Genomic DNA, 18,859 nt, shown 5'->3' on the forward strand with positions numbered 1-18,859 from the left:
GGAGAAGAGAATGAAACGCAGGACATTTACCCGGCTGGCCGCCTTGGCGCTTGCAGCCGGCGTTGCCGGAACTCCGGCCATGGCGCAGGAGGTTCTGAAGGTCGGCGCCGTCGCGCCCAAAACCGGGCCTCTGGCCGGCGGGGCGGCGGTCAGCTACTGGCCGAACGTCAAGCTTTGGATCAGCGACGTGAACGCTCGCGGGGGCCTGAAGGTCGGTGGCAAGACCTATAAGCTCGAAGCCATCGAATACGACGACCAGACCAATCCGGGCGAAACCATCAAGGCGGTGCAGCGTCTCGTCGACCAGGACAAGGCAAAGATCGTGCTGCCGCCCTATTCGACCGGCCTCAACCTGGCCGCCGCACCGATCTATGCCCGCTATGGCCTGCCGATGATCACCTCGACGGCAACCACCGACAAGGCCGATGCCCTTTCCGCTCAGTTCCCCAACGTCTTCATCACGCTCGGCGGCGCCAAGCCGGTGGTGCAGGGTGTGGTGGACACGATGGTCAAGCTGCGCGACCGGGGCGATATCGGCAAGAAGCTCGCCATGGTGAACGTCGCGGATGCCTTCGGCATCGAACTGATGAACGAGGCCAAGCCCGCCTTCAAGAAGGCCGGTTTCGACCTGGTTTACGAGACGTCCTATCCGCTCGGCACCCAGGACCTCTCGCCGGTCATGAAGGCCGCCAAGGCCGCCGCTCCGGATGCCTTCATCGCGTGGTCCTATCCGCCAGACACCTTCGCCCTGACCGAACAGGCAATCGTCGAAGATCTCAAGGTCGGTGCATTCTTCACTGCCGTCGCCACGGCATTCCCGGCCTATGCGGGCCGGTTCGGCAAGTCTGTCGAAGGCGTGCTCGGCATCGGCGGCGTCAATGCCGACGGAGAGGCCTTCAAGGCCTATGCCAAACGCCACGAAGAGGTCACGGGCGCCAAGCCGGACTATTGGGCGAGCGCCATGGTCTATTCGTCTTTCCAGGTCCTGGAGAAGTCGATCGAGGCTGTCGGCTCCTTCGACAATGCCGCCATCATCAAGCACATCAAGGCCACCAGCTTCGATACCGTGATCGGCCCGCTCAAGTTCGACGGACACAACAACAACCCCTCGTTCTGGACGGTCGGCCAGTGGCAGGGCGGCGTGTTCAAGGGCGTGGCCTCGACCGGTCGCGACGGCGCTGTCGATGTAAAGAAAAAGGCCGCCTGGAAGTAGGAAGCAACAGGCATCCCCCGGGGTCCGGAACCGGATCCCGGGGCATTTTCAAGCCGGGGAGTGGCATGGATATACTCATAACGGGGCTACTGCTGGGCGGAACCTATGCGCTGATCGCGATGGGCCTGAACCTGCAATACGGCATGGCCCGGATCATGAACCTCGCCAACGGCGAAATGCTGGTGGCCGGAGGGTTCGTCGCCTTCTGGTTCTGGACCGGAAGCCAGATCAGCCCGCTGCTGACCGTGTTCGTCGTGGCACCGGTCGCGTTTCTGCTGAACTGGCTGATCTATCTGATTTTCCTGCGTCCGCTGGTAAAGCGCGCCAGATCGCGCGGCCAGCTGGAGGTCGATTCCATCCTCACGACCTTCGGCCTGTCCTTCGTGGCAGTCGGTCTGATGCTGGCCTTTTTCGGCGGCGATTATTTCAGCTATTCCTATCTTTCGACGCCTGTCCATATCCTGGGCGATACCTACGGCGCCAATCGCGTCGCGGCGTTTTTGGCCGCTGTCGTCATCTGCGGCCTTCTGTGGCTGTGGCTCAACCGCAGCCGGGCCGGCATGACGATCCGCGCCATCTCGGTTGCCCCGGAAAGCGCGCGGCTCGTCGGCATCGACGTCAGGCGCACGGCAGCGCTGGCCTTTGCGCTGGGCGGTGCGGTCACGGCCACCGGCGGCGCGCTGATCTCGACCTTCCTGACGCTTGATGCCTCGACCGGCGTGACCTTCACGCTGAAAGCGCTGGTGATCGTCATCATGGGCGGTGTGGGCGACGTGCGCGGCACGATCGTCGCAGCCCTGCTGCTGGGTCTGCTGGAAACCTTCGTGGCACGCCTGATCGATCCAGGCCTGACATTGGCAGCCGCCTACTTGCTGTTCGTCATCATCCTGCTGTTTCGCCCCCAGGGCCTGTTCGGGAGGCCGACCACATGAGCGCTCTTTCCTCCCGCGACTGGGGCAATCTGGCACTGTGCGCCATAGCGCTCGCCATAGCGGCCTGCCTGCCCTGGACGGCCGGCGCCTATGGCCTCAGCATCGGTGTCACCATCGCCATGTACACGGTGCTGGCCACCAGCTGGGCGCTGTTTTCCGGGCCGACCCATTACATTTCTCTCGCGAGTGCGGCATTTTTCGGCGTCGGCACCTATGTGACGGGCATCGGCATCCAGTATCTGCCCTACTGGACACTGCTGCCGATTGCCGGCGTCAGCGGTGCCGTCATGGCCGCCCTGGTCGGCCTGGCGACGCTGCGCCTGTCGGGTGTCTACTTCGTGATCTTCACGCTGGGGCTCGCCGAGTTCGTGCGCCAGATCATCACCTGGAGCCAGAATATTTCCGGCACCAAGGGCATCTACGTGCTGACCTCCATCGGCGAGATGCATATCTACTGGCAGCTGCTGGGGCTTGCCGCGCTGGTCTGGCTGCTGGGCTGGCTGATCGGTCGCTCTCGATTGGGCTTCGCCCTGCGGATCATCGGCGACGACGAGGCCGTCGCCCGTCATTCCGGCATCGATACCGCGCGGGCCAAGATCCTGCTGTTCATGGTCCCGGGCGCGGTGGCCGCCATCACCGGCGCCATGCTTGCCCCGCGCTATGTCTATATCGAGCCGTCACTTGCCTTCTCGCCGATGCTGTCCTTCCAGGTGGTGATCATGGCGCTGCTGGGCGGCACCGGCCGGCTGTGGGGACCGCTCGTCGGTGTCATCCCTTTCACCTTCCTGTGGGAGGCAATCTCGGTCTCCTTCCCCAACCAGACCACCCTGCTTCTCGGCGTCTGCTTCCTGGTCATCGTCTACCTGCTGCCCAAGGGCTTCGTCGGCCTGATCGATATGGCCGGCAGGAGAATGCGATCGGCGGAGGGCTATGTATGACAGCGCTTCTATCCCTTCGCGGCGTGACCAAGCGCTTCGGCGGCCTGGTGGCCGTCAACCGCATGGATTTCGACGTGACCGAACATCAGGTGCTGGGCCTGATCGGGCCGAACGGTTCGGGAAAATCGACCACGCTGAACCTGATTTCGGGCGCCTTTCCCGTCACCTCGGGGGCAATCAGCCTGCGGGGACAACCAATCACGCATCTGGCCGCGCAGGATATCGCGCGGCGCGGCGTGGCTCGCACCTTCCAGCTCGTGCGTCTGCTGCCGTCCATGACCGTGCTGCAAAACGTCAAGGCCGGTGCGGTCTTCGGCCACCGCCGCCATTGGGGACACGAGGCCGATGCGGTCGCGGAAGCGATGCTGGAAAAGGTCGGCCTGGCCGGCCGTGGCCATATGACGGTGGGGCAGCTGACATATATCGATACCAAGCGCGTCGAACTGGCCCGCGTGCTTGCCGGAGAGCCGCGCGTGGTGCTGCTGGACGAATGGCTTGCCGGTCTCAACCCGACCGAACTGGAAGAGGGAATCCGCCTGATCCGCAGCCTGCGCGACGAGGGCCGGACGGTGATCCTAGTCGAGCATGTGATGGATGCGATCCGCTCGCTCTGCGACCGCTGCGTCGTCATGGCCGCCGGCACCAAGATCGCCGAGGGAACACCCGCCGAGGTATTGTCCGACGCCGCCGTGATCCGCGCCTATCTGGGGGACGACGATGCTTGAGGTGAAGGGACTGTCTGTCTCCTATGGCCAGCACCGCGCGCTGGAAGGCGCATCGCTGAAGGTCGGCCGCGGCGAGATCGTGGTCATCCTGGGCGCCAATGGCGCCGGCAAATCCACTCTGCTCAAGGCCGTCTCCGGCATCTGCGAGGGACGCGCGGCCGGCGCGATCACCATGCAGGGTCGCGATATACTCGGGCTTGCCGCCAACAAGATCGTCGATGAAGGCATCGCTCTCGTGCCCGAAGGTCGAGGTGTCTTCGCCGACCTGTCGGTTGCCGAAAACCTGCGGCTGGGCGCCCATGCACCCCGCGCCCGCGACGAAGAGGCCGGCAACCTGGACCGCGTGCTGCGCCTCTTTCCCAAATTGCAAGAGCGCAGCAAGCAGATCGTGCGGACCATGTCCGGCGGCGAGCAGCAGATGGTGGCGATCGGCCGCGCGATGATGTCAAATCCCGCGCTGCTGACACTGGACGAGCCCTCGCTCGGTCTTTCTCCCCTGCTTTGCAAGGAACTGTTCCAGGCGTTGAAGGTGGTGCGCGACACGGGCATCGGCATCCTCCTCGTGGAGCAGAACGCCAAGCAGAGCCTGGCCATCGCCGACCGGGGCTATCTGCTGGAGAATGGCCATATCATCCATGAGGGCAGGGCGCAGGACCTGCGCAACGATCCGGCGGTGCAGGCCGCCTATCTGGGCGGCGGCAAGGCTTCGGCATCTGGCACTCGGCCCGCGACGCCGGCCGCGCCCACGTCCACACCACCCCTCTTCCCGGCTCCCAACAATGCCCCGCCGCGGACCATGGGCGCGTCACCGGCCGATATCGCCGCCGCTGCCCTCGCTGCCCTGCCCGCCGCTGCCCTGCCCGCCGCTGCCCTGCCCGCCGCTGCCCTGCCCGCCGCTGCCGTGCGCGGGGAGGCCGCCGCCCGTCACCGCGCCTCCGCGGCGCTCGGCGACCCTTTCCCCGCAACCGGGGCGAAGGGGATCGCAGACATTGCAGCAGCTCCCTCCTTCCCGCCCGCGGGGAGAAGGTCCCGGCAGGAGGATGAGGGATCGTCCGCGTCAGCGGGGTATGCTTCGCCCACTCGTCCGGTCGCTCCTGCCCCCGCCATGCGCGGCTCCGCGGATGCGCTTTTGGGCGGCCTGTCGCTCAACGACATCATCGCGGAAGCCAGCTGCGCAAGCCGCGCCGAACATGGCAGCAGCGCGCCATCAGGCCCGTCGCCCGGCCACACCAGCAACCCGCCACCCTACCCGGCCTCGCCGTCCCTTGAGATGGGCAACAGCCAGGATCGACTGAAATCCGTCCTGAAAGAGATCGAGGAAGCCGCTGCCCGCGCTCGGGCATGGCGCCATGATCCCAACCGCAACTGAGGAGATTGCATTATGCTTGATGTCGTCACATCCCCCACGCCCTCCGTCAGGGGCATGTTCATCGGCGGGCAATGGGTGCCAGCCGCCCGCACCTTCGAGGACCTCAACCCCTCCGACAACTCCGTCTATGCGCGTGTTCCGGACGGCTCCGCTGCCGACATGCGCCGGGCGATCGATGCCGCCCAGGCGGCCTTCGGCGACTGGGCGGGCCGCGCCTTTCACGAACGCGCCCACCTGCTCCTGAAGATCGCCGACGTCTGGGATCGCCGCAAGGCGGACTTCTGTGCCGCGGCCATGGCCGAGGGCGGCGGCTGGAAGGGCAAAGGCATGTTCGAGGCAGGCTATGTGGCGGAAGTGTTCCGTTCTGCGGCGGCTCTCTGCTACCAGTCGATCGGCGACGTGCTGCCATCCGAACACCACAAGTTCATGATGGCCACACGCTTTCCGCTCGGCGTCGTCGGCGTCATCAGCCCCTGGAACATGCCGGGCATCCTGACCTCGCGCGGCTTTGCCGCAGCCCTTGCCGTCGGCAACACGATCGTGCTGAAGCCCTCGGAAGACACGCCCTACTCGGGCGGCCTCTACTTCGCCGAGGTCCTGGAGGAGGCCGGCATACCGGCCGGCGTCTTCAATGTCGTCACCTGCTCGCGCGACAGCGTCGGCGCGGTGGGCGACGAGATGATCGGCAATTCCAAGGTCAAGGCGATCAGCTTCACCGGCTCCACCGCCGTCGGCCGCCAGATCGCCGCCAAATGCGGCGCCTATCTCAAGAAGGTCTGCGTCGAGCTCGGCGGCAAGGATTCGATGATCCTGCTCGAGGATGCCGATCTGGACGCCGCCGCGCGGGCCGCCAATTTCGGCAGCTTCATGCACCAGGGCCAGGTCTGCATGTCGACCGAAAAGCTACTGGTGCACGAGAAGATCTACGAGCCCTTCATGGAACGCTTCCTGGCGCGCGCCCGCAAGCTCAAGACCGGCCATACCAACGACCCCTCCAATGTCATCGGCCCGCTGGTCAACACCCGCCAGGCGCTCCGCGTCAAGGCACTGATCGACGACGCCGTGGCCAAGGGCGCCAAGGTGGAACTCGGTGGCCGGGCCTGGGAGAATTTCGTCGAGCCGACAGTGCTGACGAAGGTCAACAGTTCCATGAACATATGGCATGACGAGACCTTCGGGCCGGTGGTCGTGGTCAGCCCGTTCCGCGACGACGGCGAGGCGGCCGCGCTCAACAACGATACGGAATACGGTCTGACGGCCGCGGTCTGGTCGAAGGACGAGGCACGGGCCCTGCGGCTGGCCGAGCGGCTGGAAACCGGCATCTGCCATATCAACTGCCAGAACATCAACGACGAACCGCATGTGCCCTTCGGCGGCACCAAGGCCAGCGGCGTCGGGCGATATGGCGGACGCTGGTCGCTCGACGCCTTCACCGAGCTGCGCTGGATCACGCTCGATCGCGGCGGCCGCCATTTCCCACCGCAATTCTGACCCGGCACCGAAAGGACAAAACCATGAGCGCTCTGGGCTGGATCATCGTCCTACTCATTCTTGCGGCCATCCTGATCGTGCTGGCCGCCCTATTCTACCAGCGGGCCACCAATGAGGTGAGCCTCGTGCGGACCGGCATCGGCGGCCGCAAGGTGGTGATCGACGGCGGCACGCTGGCGATCCCCTATTTTCACGAGGTCGGACGCGTCAACATGCAGACCATCCGCATGGATGTGTCGCGGACCGGCGACAGCGCCCTGATCACCAAGGACCGCATGCGCATCGATGTCGGCGCCGAGTTCTACACCTCTGTCGTTCCGGAAAAAACAGCGGTTGTGCGGGCCTCGCAGACGCTGGGGAGGCGCACCTTCCAGGCCGATCAACTCAGATCCCTCATCGACGGCATGATGGTGGATGCGCTGCGCGCCGTCGCAGCCCGGATGACAATGGACGAACTCCATGAAAACCGCGGAGAGTTCGTGCGGCAGGTGCACGAAGCCCTCTCCGGCACGCTTTCCAGATACGGCCTGCAGCTGGACAGCGTCTCGCTGACTTCGTTCGACCAGACACCGTTCTCGGCTCTGGACGAAAACAACGCCTTTAATGCCGTCGGCATGCGCAAGCTTGCCGAGGTCATTGCCAAATCGAAGAAGGAGCGGGCGGAGATCGAGGGCGAGAGCCAGGTCAGCGTGCGCCGCGCCGAAGTGGAATCCAACCGCCGCAAGCTGGAAATCGAGCTGGAACAGCGTCGGGCCGAGATCCAGCAGACCCAGGAGATCGAACTGCTGCTGGCTCAACAACTGACGGAAGTGGCCCGCCGCAAGGCAGAGGCCGAGACCGCGGCCGCCGAAGCCCGCATCGGCATGGAACGCTCCATCCAGTCCGCCTCTATCGCCCGCGAACAGGTCGTCCGCGAGGCCGAGATCCATCAGGCGCGGGCGCTTGAAATCGCCGAGCAGGATCGCTCCATCCTGATTTCTGCAAAGAGCCAGGAGGAAAGCCGTGCCAAGGCGGAGGCAGCGGGCGCGCGCGCCGCCGTGATCACGGCGGAGGAAAATCTCGAGACGGTGCGGCAGGTGGCGGAGGCCGAGCGCCGCAAGCGGCTGGCGCTGCTGGCGGCCGAACAGGATGCAGAAGCGCAGGCCACACGCGTGCGCATCATCTCTGAGAGCGACCAGATCGCCGCCAAGACCCGCGGCCTGATCCGCCGGGAGGAGGCCGACACGCTGCGCATCCAGAAGAAGGCCGAGGCCGACGGCGAGGCCGCCCGGATCGAGGCGGAAAACGGCCGCTCGCCGGAACTGGCGGCCATGGAGATGGAAAAGGCACGGCTCGCCGCCATGCCCGCCATCATCGGCGAGATGGTCAAGCCGGCCGAGAAGATCAAGGGCATCTCGATCAACCACATCACCGGCCTCGGCCGCTCGGGTGAGGCCGGCGAACGCATGCCCTCACCCATCGACCAGACCGTCGGCTCGATCCTCGACATGGCCGTCACCCTGCCCACCATGAAAAGGCTCGGCGATGCGCTTGGCCTGAACCTGGAAAGCCTTGTTCCCGAGGAACCGCGCAAGAGCTGATAGACCGTTCGATGATCGTGCCCGAGGAGATATCCGGCGGCACCGGAGCCGCGGTTCTCACATCGCTTTTTCATCACGGTTTCCCAGATCGATGACCCGCGTGGATATTGTCTCGGCAATATCCCGATCGTGAGTGACCAACAGGATGGCGAGGCCCGTCTCGGCGGCGATCTCCTGCAGGAACGTGATGACCTCCTTTTGGCTGACCGGGTCGAGGCGAGAGGTCGCCTCGTCCGCGAAGAGGAAGGCAGGATCGAGCAGGAGGGCACGCAGCAGCGCAAACCGCTGCAGTTCTCCGCCCGAAATCTCTCCCGGCCGGCGACCGAGCAGGCTCTCCGACAGCCGCAACCGAGCCAGCAATTCCTCCACCTTTGCCCAGGTCTCGCCATGCAGGCGAACCAGATCTCTTACCCCTTTGCGGATCGTCTGATGCGGCGCGAAGGCGGCAGGCGGGTCCTGGTAGAGCTTCTGGAAACGCAGAGGTGAGAGGCTCGCGTGTCGTTCGACCAAGCCCGCGTCAGGCGGGCTCAGGCCAAGAAGGATGTTGCCGATCGTCGTCTTGCCGCATCCGCTGGGGCCGACGATCGAGACGATCTCACCGGAGCCAATTTCGATATCAAGCCCGGAAAACAGCGTCTTGCTGCCGTAGCTTTTTTTCAGGCCGCGCCCGGCGATAACCGTCTCGCCCGATGCCGCCGGTGCCTGTCGCTCCCACTGTGATGGTTCCGACCAAAGCAACGCCTTGGTGTAGCGATGCTGGGGCGCCTTGAGGACTGCTTCGGCAGGGCCGGACTCAACGAGCCGACCGTTCAGCATGATGCCGATGGTTCCGCCGAGTGCCCGGGCAACAGCGACATCGTGGGTGATCGTGAGGAGAAGACGTCCACTCTCCACTTCCTTGCGCAAACGGGCCGTCACCTGGCCCCTGAGCATCGAGTCCAGGCCTTTGGTCGGCTCGTCGGCGATCAGCAGTTCGGCGCCGGCCGCATGAGCCATGGCAATGGCTGCCCGCTGGCCCATGCCGCCGGAAATCTGGAAGGGGTAAAGCGCCTCCGCAGACGACAGGGAGACCTCCAGCAGATTTTCCTTTGCCCCGGCCGCACTTGCGGCAGCATCCTCGCCCTTTACGTAGCGATGGATTTCCGCCACCTGAGGCAAAACCCGCATCGTCGGATCAAGCGCCAGCCAGGGCTCCTGCGGCAGGAGGCCGATGCTGCGGCCCCAGCGGGAACGACGCTCGAAGGTTGTCTCAGCGAGAAGATCCGACCCTTTGAACAAAACGCGTCCTGTCGCATGCAGCCCCGGGGGCAGATTGCCCATGATCGCCTGGGCTACCAGGGATTTTCCCGATCCGCTTTCCCCGAGAAGCGTCAGGGGATGTTCCCTGACCAACGACAGTGAGACGTTGGAGACGATAGGCCCGTTCGCCGTGTGGATCGAAAGGTCGGTGACCAGGAGATCGTTCATTGCCTGAATATTCATGCGCGCTCTCCCTGAGCCAGGAGCTGCAGGCCAAGGACGAGCAGGAAGATCAGTCCCGCGGGAAGCAGGACCTGCACCGGCGCCTCGGCAAAATAGGGCAGGAGTTCAACGATCATGCTGCCGAGCTCGGGCGTGGGAGGCTGAAGGCCGACGCTGATCGCGCTCAGCGTCGATACAGCGATGATCGCCGTTGCCATGGCGAAGGCCGCGAGTGTCGCGATCATCGGTCCGATGACCGGCAGGACATAGTGCGTGAGGATATAGCGCGAGCCGAAGCCCAGCATCCGTGCCGCTTCTATATGCGGCTGGGACAGCACCGTCTTCGTCGTCGCCCTCGTCACCCGGTAGAACTCCACCCACAGGGTCAGCGCCAGGCCGAGGAAGAGCGGGCCGTAGTCACCGGGTGAGAAGGCGAGCAGAAGCAGGACGAGCATGAGACCGGGCAGCGCCAAAACGACAGTCGCCATCAGCTCCAGCCCCTTCTCCGCCCAGCCGCCTCTCCAGGCTGCGAGCAGGCCCAGCAGGACGCCGGGCATGGCTGCCGCCAGCGTGGTGAGGAAGGCCATGCCGAATGAGAGGCGTGCGCCATGAGCTAGTCGCGCGAGCATGCTGCGTCCGTAATGGTCGGTGCCGAGCAGATAGTCGCCGCCGACCGGGGCGAGGCTTGCGCCGAAATCCTGGGCCGACGGATCCATCGGTATGACCACTGGTCCGATTATCGCAAAACCGCCGAGCAGAACCAGAAGTCCGGCGCCGGTCAAACGTGCTGCTCCGATGCCTGATTTCGGTTGCGGATGGGAGATATGATCGATCGTGCTCATGCCGTCCTCCTCATCCGCGGGTCGAGCCACAAGGTGAGAAGATCGACGGTCGCGTTTATGGCAACGAACATCAGTCCCATCACCAGTGCCGTTCCCTGGACCATCGGGACGTCCCGCTCGACTATGGCATGCACCAGCGCGTGACCAATACCGGGATAGGCAAACAGCGATTCCACCACCACGACGCCCTCGACCAGATAGATCGCCTGCAGGCCAAGGTAGGAGACGACGGGGATGGCAGCGTTGCGAAGCCCGTGACGCCTGACCACCACCGCCTCCGGAAGCCCCTTGTAGCGGGCGAAGGCGAAGTAGGGCGCCCGTGCAACAGCCGCAATCGCATTGCGGGTAACGCGGCTCGACATGGCTGCAAGCCCGAGCGCCAGGGTCAGCGCCGGGAGCAATATCTCGCGCGGCGAACCGAAGCCTGCCGGCGGCAACCAGCCAAGCTTCCGGGAAAAGATCAGCATCAGGATCAGGCCGAGCACGAAAGGAGGGATGGCGCGGAAGACGACGGCCCCGGCAAGCCCGAACCGGTCGGCGGCACCACCGGGTTTCAGGCCGGCGAAGAGCCCGGCGAGCGGGCCGATCAGGAGCGAGATAAGCAACGCTGCCGCAGCCAACCAGACGGAAGCGCCTAGCTGCACCTGCAGTTCATGGGCAACCGCTCGGCCCGTGACGAGCGAATGGCCAAGATCGAACCGCAGCAGGCTGCCGATCCACTCCAGGAACTGCGTCGCAATCGGACGGTCGAGCCCGAGTTCGAGCCTGACCTTTTCCGCCGCATCGGCGATGCGGGCATCGGGACCGTAACGGCCGGCCGCAATACGCATGGCCGCATCACCGGGCAGCGCGCGCATCAAGGCGAAGCACACCGCTCCGACCACGATGGCGACAATGCCGGCCTGCAACAGGCGCGAAAGAAGGAAGTTCTTCATGGCGCCTTCCATCATTTTGCCCAGCGGATGGCGGAGAGGCGGTAGTTGACTTCAAGGGGATCGACCTCGACGCCGACAATCCGCTTGCTGGAGACGATGGCAAGCTCCGACCAGGTGACCGGAACGCTCGGCAGTTCCTCCTGAAGGATTTCAACGGCACGGGCCTGGAGCGGCATGCGGGCGCTGGCATCACTTGTCGCGGCAAGTTGCCCCACGATGCCCTGGATCTCTTTGTTGTCCCAACCCATCGAGCCCCAGTCGCTGCCGCCCGGACCATAGTCCTGGAGCAGCGTACCGATCGGATCAGGCACGATCGAGTAGAGCCGTGACACCAGTCCCATTTCCAGCGTGCCATCCTGATGACGCGCCGGGATTTCCGAGCTGTTGCCAACGGAGACCTTCACGTCGATGCCGATCTGCCGAAGCTGGGCCTGCAAGGCAGTCGCGATCGGCGACAGTTCCGGCCAACTCGCATAGGTGAGCAGAGTTACGCTGAAGCGTTTTCCATCCTTCTCCAGGATGCCGTCACGGCCAGGTATCCAACCTGCTGTCTTGAGCAGCGTCCTTGCCTTCTCGACATTTCTCTCAAGCGGTCGAACATCGGCAGAATTCCAACCTTTCATGGCCGGTGGAAAGAGCTGGGTTGCGGCAAGATCAGCGTTACGCAGGATGACCTTGGCGATGCCGACGCGGTCGATCGCGGCACTGATTGCCTGCCGCTCTTCCACCTGGTCGAAGAAGGGCGACGCTGCATTGACTTTGAGGATGCGGGTGCGGGGGATGGTGGCAATCCGGACGTCGAGCTTCGGATTTGCCTTCAAGCGGTCGACCGAAACAGGCAACATGGAAAAGACCAGGTCCGCCTCCCCGCTTTCGGCCATCAGGGCGCGGGTCTCCCCCTGCCCCACGGCCAGATAGTTGACCTCATCAATTCCGGGCCGACCGCCCCACCAGCTGTTCGAGCCTTCAAGTTCGAGCCGCGCCGGCGGCGTCAGTGCCTTCACTTTATAGGGCCCGGAACCGACGATCCGGGTGATCTTGCCGGCAGTGTCGAAGGAGGATGGCGCCAGAATGATGGTGCTGAAGTGAACGAGATAGGCCGGCAGCGCGGAGAATGGCTTCGTCAGGCGAATTCGGATGTCGCGCCCTTCACTTGCAATGTCGGCGATCGGCGCCTGCGAAAGAACACCGACGCCCGACAGCGCTCGCCGAAGGCTGGCCGCGGCGGCTTCGGCGGTTACCGAGGATCCATCGTGAAATCCGGCGTCGCCGCGGATGGTGAAGCGCCAGGTCAGGCCATCATCCGTAACCGTCCACTTTTCCGCAAGAGCAGGAGAAAGCGCACCCTTTTTGTCAGTCGTCACGAGCGTCTCGGCCACCTGAAGACGGCTGAACATATATCCTGTCTGGGCCGGTTCAATACCGGTGATCTCCCAGGGACCGGCAACCTTCAGGGTGTCGGCCTGGGCATGCGCCGCCGGCATCGAGGCACCGAGCATCAGCGTGAATAAAAGCGCGTTCGCAATGCGCATTGCGTTCTCCGTTCGATTGGATGTTGTGACAGAAGTCATGGGTTGTGCTTCAGCGGAGAGCGTGCGGGCTATGTCCTCCGTAGCGTCCGCGATGCTTTGTTGTCGATTGACCTGAGGCCCCGGCATCGATGATCACGCTCGCCGCTCACGCGGCCTGACCTTGATAGCCAAGCTTACGATTCTCGAATTCCGGGTGACGTTGCTCATCGCATCCTCGGGACTGTCCGCGGCTGCATACGTAATGTTATTACATTCGTCAATTGCAAATGTGACATAATAACATCTGCACGATGGGTCCGCCTGCAGCAGCAGGCCGCGCGGGCCTCGCCGCTGGAGGCGCCTTCACCTCAGGCGGCTTAGGTCCACGGCCCGATTGCGAATGATCGCCTCCATGGCGAAAAATCCGGTCACGGTCGCCAGGTCGAAATTGGTGATGAGCTTTTGGTAGAAGGCGTCGTAGCCGGAGATCCCGCGTGTGACGACCTTGATCAGATAATCCCAGTCTCCGCCAATCCGATAGAAGTCGATGACTTCCGGCAGCCGGTCGACGTGCTTGCGGAAATCCTCGGACCATTCCTTGGAATGGTGACGGGTTCGGATCATCACGATCACCGTCAGATCGAAGCCCAGCATCTCGAGATCGACCTCGGCGTGTGAAGCTCCCACCACGCCGCTTGACTGGAGCCGCTGCAGCCGACGCCAGCAGGCATTTTGCGAAAGCCCGACCTGTTCGGCCAGATCCCGTTGCGAGAGTGCGGCGTCGCGCTGGAGGCAGGTCAGGATTTTTAGATCGATATGATCAAAATTTACAGATTTGTCGATCATGTGACCCGCGTTTTCGCTCGTTCTCTGAAAAATAGGTGAAGTTTTCAGACGGTGATCGAGATTAGAATCGCTGTCAATCACCCTATGGAGACTGACGATGCGTGAACAGGCCGATCTCAATCCATCCAAGGAACTCGTCACCGTTCTCGGCAAGTTCAAAAGCAGCCTCGAAGTCGCCGATCCGATCGCCGCATTGAAAGACGGATTGATCGGTTCACGCGCGAAGGTCGCCGGGCCGTTCGGCTTGAAGGATCTCGTCTATGCCGACTACGTCGCCTCGGGACGCGCGCTCAGGCAGGTCGAGCAGTTTGTTCTCGATGAGGTCCTGCCCTATTACGCCAACAGCCATACGGAGGCCTCCTATTGCGGGGGAATGATGACCCGCCTGCGGCGTGAAGCGCGGTCGGTGATCAAGGAATGCTGCGGAGCGGATAGTCGCCATGCCGCCATTTTTGCGGGATCCGGCGCCACTGCGGGCCTCAATCGGCTCGTCAACCTGCTGGGCGTCACGGATGCGGTCGCTTCCGGCCGGCGGGTCCGCGTGATCGTCGGACCCTACGAACACCATTCGAACATCCTGCCCTGGCGCGAGAGCGGCGCGGAGATTGTCGAAATCGCCGAAGGCAGCGGCGGAGGCCCGGACCTTGCCCTTTTGGGCGAAGCTCTTCGGGGCATCGACACCGCCCTGACAATCTGCTCGTTTTCAGCCGCATCGAACATAACCGGCATCTCTACCGACGTTGCAGCCGTGACCAGGCTTGCGAAGCGGGCGGGCGCCAAGATCGTCTGGGACTATGCCGGCGCCGGACCCTACATGCCGATTTCGATGACGCCGGAACAGGGAGCTGAGATCGACGCGATCGTGGTATCGCCGCACAAGTTCCTCGGCGGCCCGGGCGCCTCCGGCGTGCTGATCGTGCGCCATGACGCCGTCGTCACCGACAAGCCGTCCTGGCCGGGCGGCGGCACCGTCAAGTTCGTTTCGCCCACCTGCCACGACTATAGCGACAGCCTGGAAGCCCGTGAAGAAGCCGGAACGCCCAATGTCGTCGGCGACATTCGTGCGGCACTTGTCTTTCTCGTCAAGCATGCGATCGGACTGGAGAAGATCCGGCTGCTGAACGACGTCTTCACGCAAAGGGCGCTCGCCGCCTGGCAGGACGTGCCGCAGATCGAGCTTCTGGGTCCCCCCTCAATGGCGCGCCTGCCGATATTCTCGTTTCGCATCAGGGACGGGAAAGGTGGCTACGTACATCAGCAACTGATCACCCGCATGCTCAGCGACCGGTTCGGCATTCAGGCCCGCGGAGGCTGCGCCTGCGCCGGCCCCTATGTGCACCGGTTGCTGGCGATCGACCCCGAGACGTCGGAGCGGATCAGGCAGGCGATCCTCAGCGGCAACGAGATCGAGAAGCCGGGCTTTACGCGGCTCAATCTGAGCGTTCTGCTTTCGGACGAGACCGTCCTTTTTATCCTTGAATCCGTCGCACAATTGGCGCGGGATGCGGCCTCCTATACCGAGTTCTATACGTTCGATCCCGCACGGGCGATCTTTTCTCCGCGCGCCGCAGATTTCCCGGAGGCCAGCTATGCATAGACCTGACGTCGCCGCATTTTTCGATCCGCGTACCTCTTCGATCCAATACGTGGTGAGCGACCCGCAAACCAGGGCCTGCGCCATTATCGATCCCGTTCTCGACTTCGATGAGAAGTCCGGTTCGACGGCGACCCATAACGCAGACGCGCTGCTGGACCATGTCCGCCAGCACGACCTGCGTCTTGAGTGGATCCTCGACACTCATCCGCATGCCGACCACTTCTCGGCCGCCGCCTACCTGAAGAGCAAGACCGGCGCGCCGATCGCGATCGGTGCTCACGTGATCGATGTCCAGAAAATCTGGGCGCAGATCTACAACAGGCCGGACCTGCCTGCCGATGGCAGCCAGTGGGACCGGCTGTTCTCCGATGGAGATACGTTCTCGATCGGCGACATCGAGGTCGGCGTCATGTATTCGCCCGGCCATACGCTTGCGTCGATCACCTATGTGGCGGGCGACGCCGCATTCGTTCATGACACGCTGTTCATGCCGGACAGCGGCACGGCCCGCGCGGATTTTCCCGGCGGCAGCGCAGGTGCTCTGTGGTCAAGCATTCAGGCCATCCTGGCACTGCCTGGGGATACGCGGATTTTCGTCGGACACGACTACCAGCCCGGCGGCCGCCAGCCGCAGTGGGAAAGCACGGTGGACCGTCAGAAGGCGGAAAACATCCATCTCAAGCAGTCTCCTGGCAGGGACGCGTTCGTCGCCATCCGCGAGAAGCGCGACCGCACCCTGCCGATGCCGAAGCTGATCCTGCATGCGCTGCAGATCAACATCAATGGCGGCCAGCTTCCGCAACCGGAAGCCAACGGCATGCGATACCTCAAGCTGCCCCTGGACGCGTTTCCAGGCTGCGCCTGGTCTTGAGCACAGGACGATCCGCCTGATTGCCACAGGTACGGTTAGCAGCGCGTTCAACTCGGGAGATGGATCTAGTGCGGTTTTATGAGAAAACTCGCCTGAAACCGCACGGTGTGTCGACCAAAAGAATGATGGTCTTGGATGGTTCCGCCGCCTGGGCGGAGACCATATCGGCAGCCGTCAATGCGTTCGGAGCCGATTTCACCCTGAAAAGGGAATATGCGGATGAAATTTCGATTCGTCGATCTATCGCTGACCCAAACACCATTCCCATTTGCGGCAATTCCGACCTCGATCGTCCCAGGCGAAGTTAACCACCCTCCCCTTTCCGCCGCAGTTTATACCAGCTGGGAAGATTCTGCCGCGCCCGGGGATCCGTACGCGGCGATCGCGGACTTAAAGACATGGCGACGTTTCATCCGAGCGCTTCACCCATACAAGCACTGACGCGGTCTCTTGCCCAGGCGGAGGCTGCTATCCCTGGAGCGAAAGCCGTCCCTCGGTTCTTTGACGACCAGAGCGCTGCGTCTGGACCTCACTTCGGAGATCGAACAGGCTGCCTGAATCGCCGGCTCTCGTCCCATCCAAGATGGTCATCGGGCAAGCGCGCCTAGCTTCAGCCATCGCCGGGCTCGACCGCTGAGACGGCTTCATGGAGGCGCCCCTTGCATCGCCAAATATCTCCCGCTCCGTCCGCCGATGGGCCGACGGCGAAACCCGCGACCGGCTCGACCGGGTGGCAGCGCTCTGCAGCGAGCCGCTGTCACAGCCCACGGACCAGTTGGATCCACGTCGCCGCGCCACCTGTCGCGGCGACGGTTTCGTTCGAGGCTCGACACGGCCAGCAGCCTGTTCGCGGCCTTATGTCGGATCTGCATTCGCTGAAGAGATAAAGGCGTGCAGTCTCCGCGTCGCCCGCACCGCGGCTTGTCACGGGACATTCTAAGCCCCAGGCCGCTGCACCCATATCAGCTGCCATCGCCTCCTCCCGAACCTCAAAGGGGAATTTGGATTACCGTACAGGGCATCGAGAGTTCCCCTGAATCCGAGCCTCGTAAAGCCGCGCCCCCCGTAGCGCGCGCAGCCAAGGTTCTGGGATAGTTTCTCAGTTGTCCGCGGACTACCAATCGCAAGGATGACCCCCTTCGGGGCCCAGTCACAAGCGCGGCTCCACAGCCGCATTGAGGCGAACTGGATCATTGCCAGGGCGCTCTCGGCGATCCTGTGGGAGCAAAGAGCGACGCGGCGGAAGTGAACCAGGTCGGATGAAGAGGCTCTCGATCAGGCCGTACCTCAGGTTTGGCCGCGTGCCGAAGAGGCATCAACAGCAGCGGCGGGACTCGGGTCTTATTGCTCAAGGCGCCTCGGTCGCACAGGGATGCGCCGATACGATCCGCCTCCCAAGATTCATCAGCCACGCGGCTGCATCCGGACCAACGTCCCCGAACAACCCGTGGGGAACAGCCGATCCGTGCCTGGCAAGCAATTGGGCCCGAGCCGGATCGAAAGACGTCTTGCCTCAGCGACCGCTTGGTTGCGAGCCCGTTCCGGCCGACCGGGACAACGACCCCGGACCCCTCCTCGCCGTGTCAGCCAGGTGACGAGTGCGAACGGAAATGCTGTCCGTCACCCGCATGCATCTGGCCGTAAGGTTGCGGATGACGGCCCCATCTCAGGCACCCACCTCCCCTCGTCCTAGAAAGCAGTCGAAGCAGATGGTAAGTGACGCCAAGGCGGTCGCCCACGCCACGCCGAGCCGGATCGAGACCCAAACCTTGCCGCTCGATACGCGACGGCCGTCCACGCGGCGAACGCCTCCCCGCCTGCTCGGCTGAAGCGGCGGTCGCCGGCCACACGAAATCGATCAGATCATATCGCCTCATTCGGCGCATGGGTCAGAATGGGCCCGCTGAGTCAAACCGCCAACAGGCATCCCAGCGGCCGCTAGTTGCCCAGTCTCGAAACGCCTTCAGGGAGCGAGCGACGCTGCCGGGACGCAAGCGGCCCGAAAACACGCTGTATTCCGTCCAGCACGTCCAGCAGCCCAGCTCCGGCTCGCAATTGTCAGTGGTCCGACCGAGTATCTTGCCATCGCAGCCGTTTCAGCGAGATCGACCTTTAGCGCCAGCCAAGGTTTATCACGAGCGTCGATCGAAGCGCCGTAGCCGTGCCCCCGATTGTGCTTCATCGCCGCCCGCAAACCAGTCGGAAACGTCCATTGCGCCAGTCTTTGTGAGCCCCGATAGGGGAGACTGAACGCTCCGATGCGCCATCCACTTTTATTGGTTCACGGGGTTTGAATACCCTTCCTTCCGATAATGTCATGAGCGGAGTAGTCCGCGGACTACTCCGCTCATTACCCCAAACGCACCTGCCCCCTCACCGTCGGAAGATCGGACGAGGAGACGCCTCACCGGGTGCATTTGCGAGTAAAGCAAGCCAAAACGACGGTTTGGTTAAGCGTTTGTAAATCGGTAACGAATCGGAGCATAATGTAACTGCGCAGTTAAAGCGCTTTCTGTGAAAATTGCGCAGTTAAACGGGAAACCAACAC

Annotated in this window: 14 protein-coding genes; 9 read left to right on the forward strand and 5 right to left on the reverse strand. The window is 63.4% G+C overall.

The window, feature by feature from the left end:
- Positions 1 to 10 precede the first annotated feature (10 nt).
- The 7 genes from ACSQ8R_RS31560 (at position 11) to ACSQ8R_RS31590 (ending at position 8,248) form a co-directional block, all read left to right on the forward strand.
- Positions 11 to 1,213, forward strand: a complete 1,203-nt coding sequence (locus ACSQ8R_RS31560; RefSeq protein ID WP_436257230.1) for an amino acid ABC transporter substrate-binding protein — start codon at positions 11 to 13, stop codon at positions 1,211 to 1,213.
- Between the two features lie 65 nt (positions 1,214 to 1,278).
- A complete protein-coding gene (locus ACSQ8R_RS31565) occupies positions 1,279 to 2,145 on the forward strand; it encodes a branched-chain amino acid ABC transporter permease (RefSeq protein ID WP_436257231.1) in 867 nt (288 codons plus the stop codon).
- Positions 2,142 to 3,083, forward strand: a complete 942-nt coding sequence (locus ACSQ8R_RS31570; RefSeq protein WP_436257232.1) for a branched-chain amino acid ABC transporter permease — start codon at positions 2,142 to 2,144, stop codon at positions 3,081 to 3,083. The genes ACSQ8R_RS31565 and ACSQ8R_RS31570 overlap by 4 nt, the downstream gene beginning before the upstream one ends.
- Entirely contained in the window at positions 3,080 to 3,808 is a 729-nt protein-coding gene (locus ACSQ8R_RS31575) for an ABC transporter ATP-binding protein (protein WP_436257233.1), read from the forward strand. The genes ACSQ8R_RS31570 and ACSQ8R_RS31575 overlap by 4 nt, the downstream gene beginning before the upstream one ends.
- Positions 3,801 to 5,177: an ATP-binding cassette domain-containing protein gene (locus ACSQ8R_RS31580; protein WP_436257234.1), complete on the forward strand. Its 1,377-nt coding sequence runs from the start codon at positions 3,801 to 3,803 to the stop codon at positions 5,175 to 5,177. The genes ACSQ8R_RS31575 and ACSQ8R_RS31580 overlap by 8 nt, the downstream gene beginning before the upstream one ends.
- Positions 5,178 to 5,189: 12 nt before the next feature.
- The gene (locus tag ACSQ8R_RS31585; RefSeq protein ID WP_436257235.1) at positions 5,190 to 6,668 is read left to right on the forward strand and encodes an aldehyde dehydrogenase family protein; all 1,479 of its coding nucleotides are present in this window, start codon (positions 5,190 to 5,192) and stop codon (positions 6,666 to 6,668) included.
- 23 nt (positions 6,669 to 6,691) lie between these two features.
- Positions 6,692 to 8,248 carry a flotillin family protein gene (locus ACSQ8R_RS31590; protein ID WP_436257236.1) on the forward strand — a complete coding sequence of 519 codons (1,557 nt, stop codon included), beginning with the start codon at positions 6,692 to 6,694 and terminating at the stop codon, positions 8,246 to 8,248.
- Between the two features lie 57 nt (positions 8,249 to 8,305).
- On the opposite strand, the gene ACSQ8R_RS31595 is transcribed toward ACSQ8R_RS31590, so the two are convergent.
- From ACSQ8R_RS31595 to ACSQ8R_RS31615, 5 genes are all read right to left on the reverse strand, one after another.
- Positions 8,306 to 9,730, reverse strand: a complete 1,425-nt coding sequence (locus ACSQ8R_RS31595) for an ABC transporter ATP-binding protein (protein WP_436257237.1) — start codon at positions 9,728 to 9,730, stop codon at positions 8,306 to 8,308.
- Positions 9,727 to 10,551 (reverse strand): ABC transporter permease, encoded by an 825-nt coding sequence (locus tag ACSQ8R_RS31600; protein WP_436257238.1) that lies wholly within the window; start codon positions 10,549 to 10,551, stop codon positions 9,727 to 9,729. The genes ACSQ8R_RS31595 and ACSQ8R_RS31600 overlap by 4 nt, the downstream gene beginning before the upstream one ends.
- A complete protein-coding gene (locus tag ACSQ8R_RS31605; protein ID WP_436257239.1) occupies positions 10,548 to 11,486 on the reverse strand; it encodes an ABC transporter permease in 939 nt (312 codons plus the stop codon). Before ACSQ8R_RS31605 ends, ACSQ8R_RS31600 begins: the two co-directional genes overlap by 4 nt.
- 11 nt (positions 11,487 to 11,497) lie before the next feature.
- Positions 11,498 to 13,018: an ABC transporter substrate-binding protein gene (locus tag ACSQ8R_RS31610; RefSeq protein ID WP_436257240.1), complete on the reverse strand. Its 1,521-nt coding sequence runs from the start codon at positions 13,016 to 13,018 to the stop codon at positions 11,498 to 11,500.
- A gap of 342 nt (positions 13,019 to 13,360) precedes the next feature.
- The gene (locus tag ACSQ8R_RS31615; RefSeq protein WP_436257339.1) at positions 13,361 to 13,843 is read right to left on the reverse strand and encodes an Lrp/AsnC family transcriptional regulator; all 483 of its coding nucleotides are present in this window, start codon (positions 13,841 to 13,843) and stop codon (positions 13,361 to 13,363) included.
- 97 nt (positions 13,844 to 13,940) lie between these two features.
- On the opposite strand from ACSQ8R_RS31615, the gene ACSQ8R_RS31620 reads away from it, so the two are divergent.
- Together ACSQ8R_RS31620 and ACSQ8R_RS31625 are read left to right on the forward strand one after the other, a co-directional pair.
- Positions 13,941 to 15,440, forward strand: coding sequence for an aminotransferase class V-fold PLP-dependent enzyme (locus ACSQ8R_RS31620; RefSeq protein ID WP_436257241.1), 1,500 nt, complete (start codon positions 13,941 to 13,943; stop codon positions 15,438 to 15,440).
- A complete protein-coding gene (locus ACSQ8R_RS31625; RefSeq protein WP_436257242.1) occupies positions 15,433 to 16,311 on the forward strand; it encodes an MBL fold metallo-hydrolase in 879 nt (292 codons plus the stop codon). Before ACSQ8R_RS31620 ends, ACSQ8R_RS31625 begins: the two co-directional genes overlap by 8 nt.
- Positions 16,312 to 18,859: the final 2,548 nt, after the last annotated feature.

It is taken from the genome of Neorhizobium sp. LjRoot104, from assembly GCF_964253725.1.
In the GTDB taxonomy this organism is placed as follows: Bacteria; Pseudomonadota; Alphaproteobacteria; order Rhizobiales; family Rhizobiaceae; genus Neorhizobium.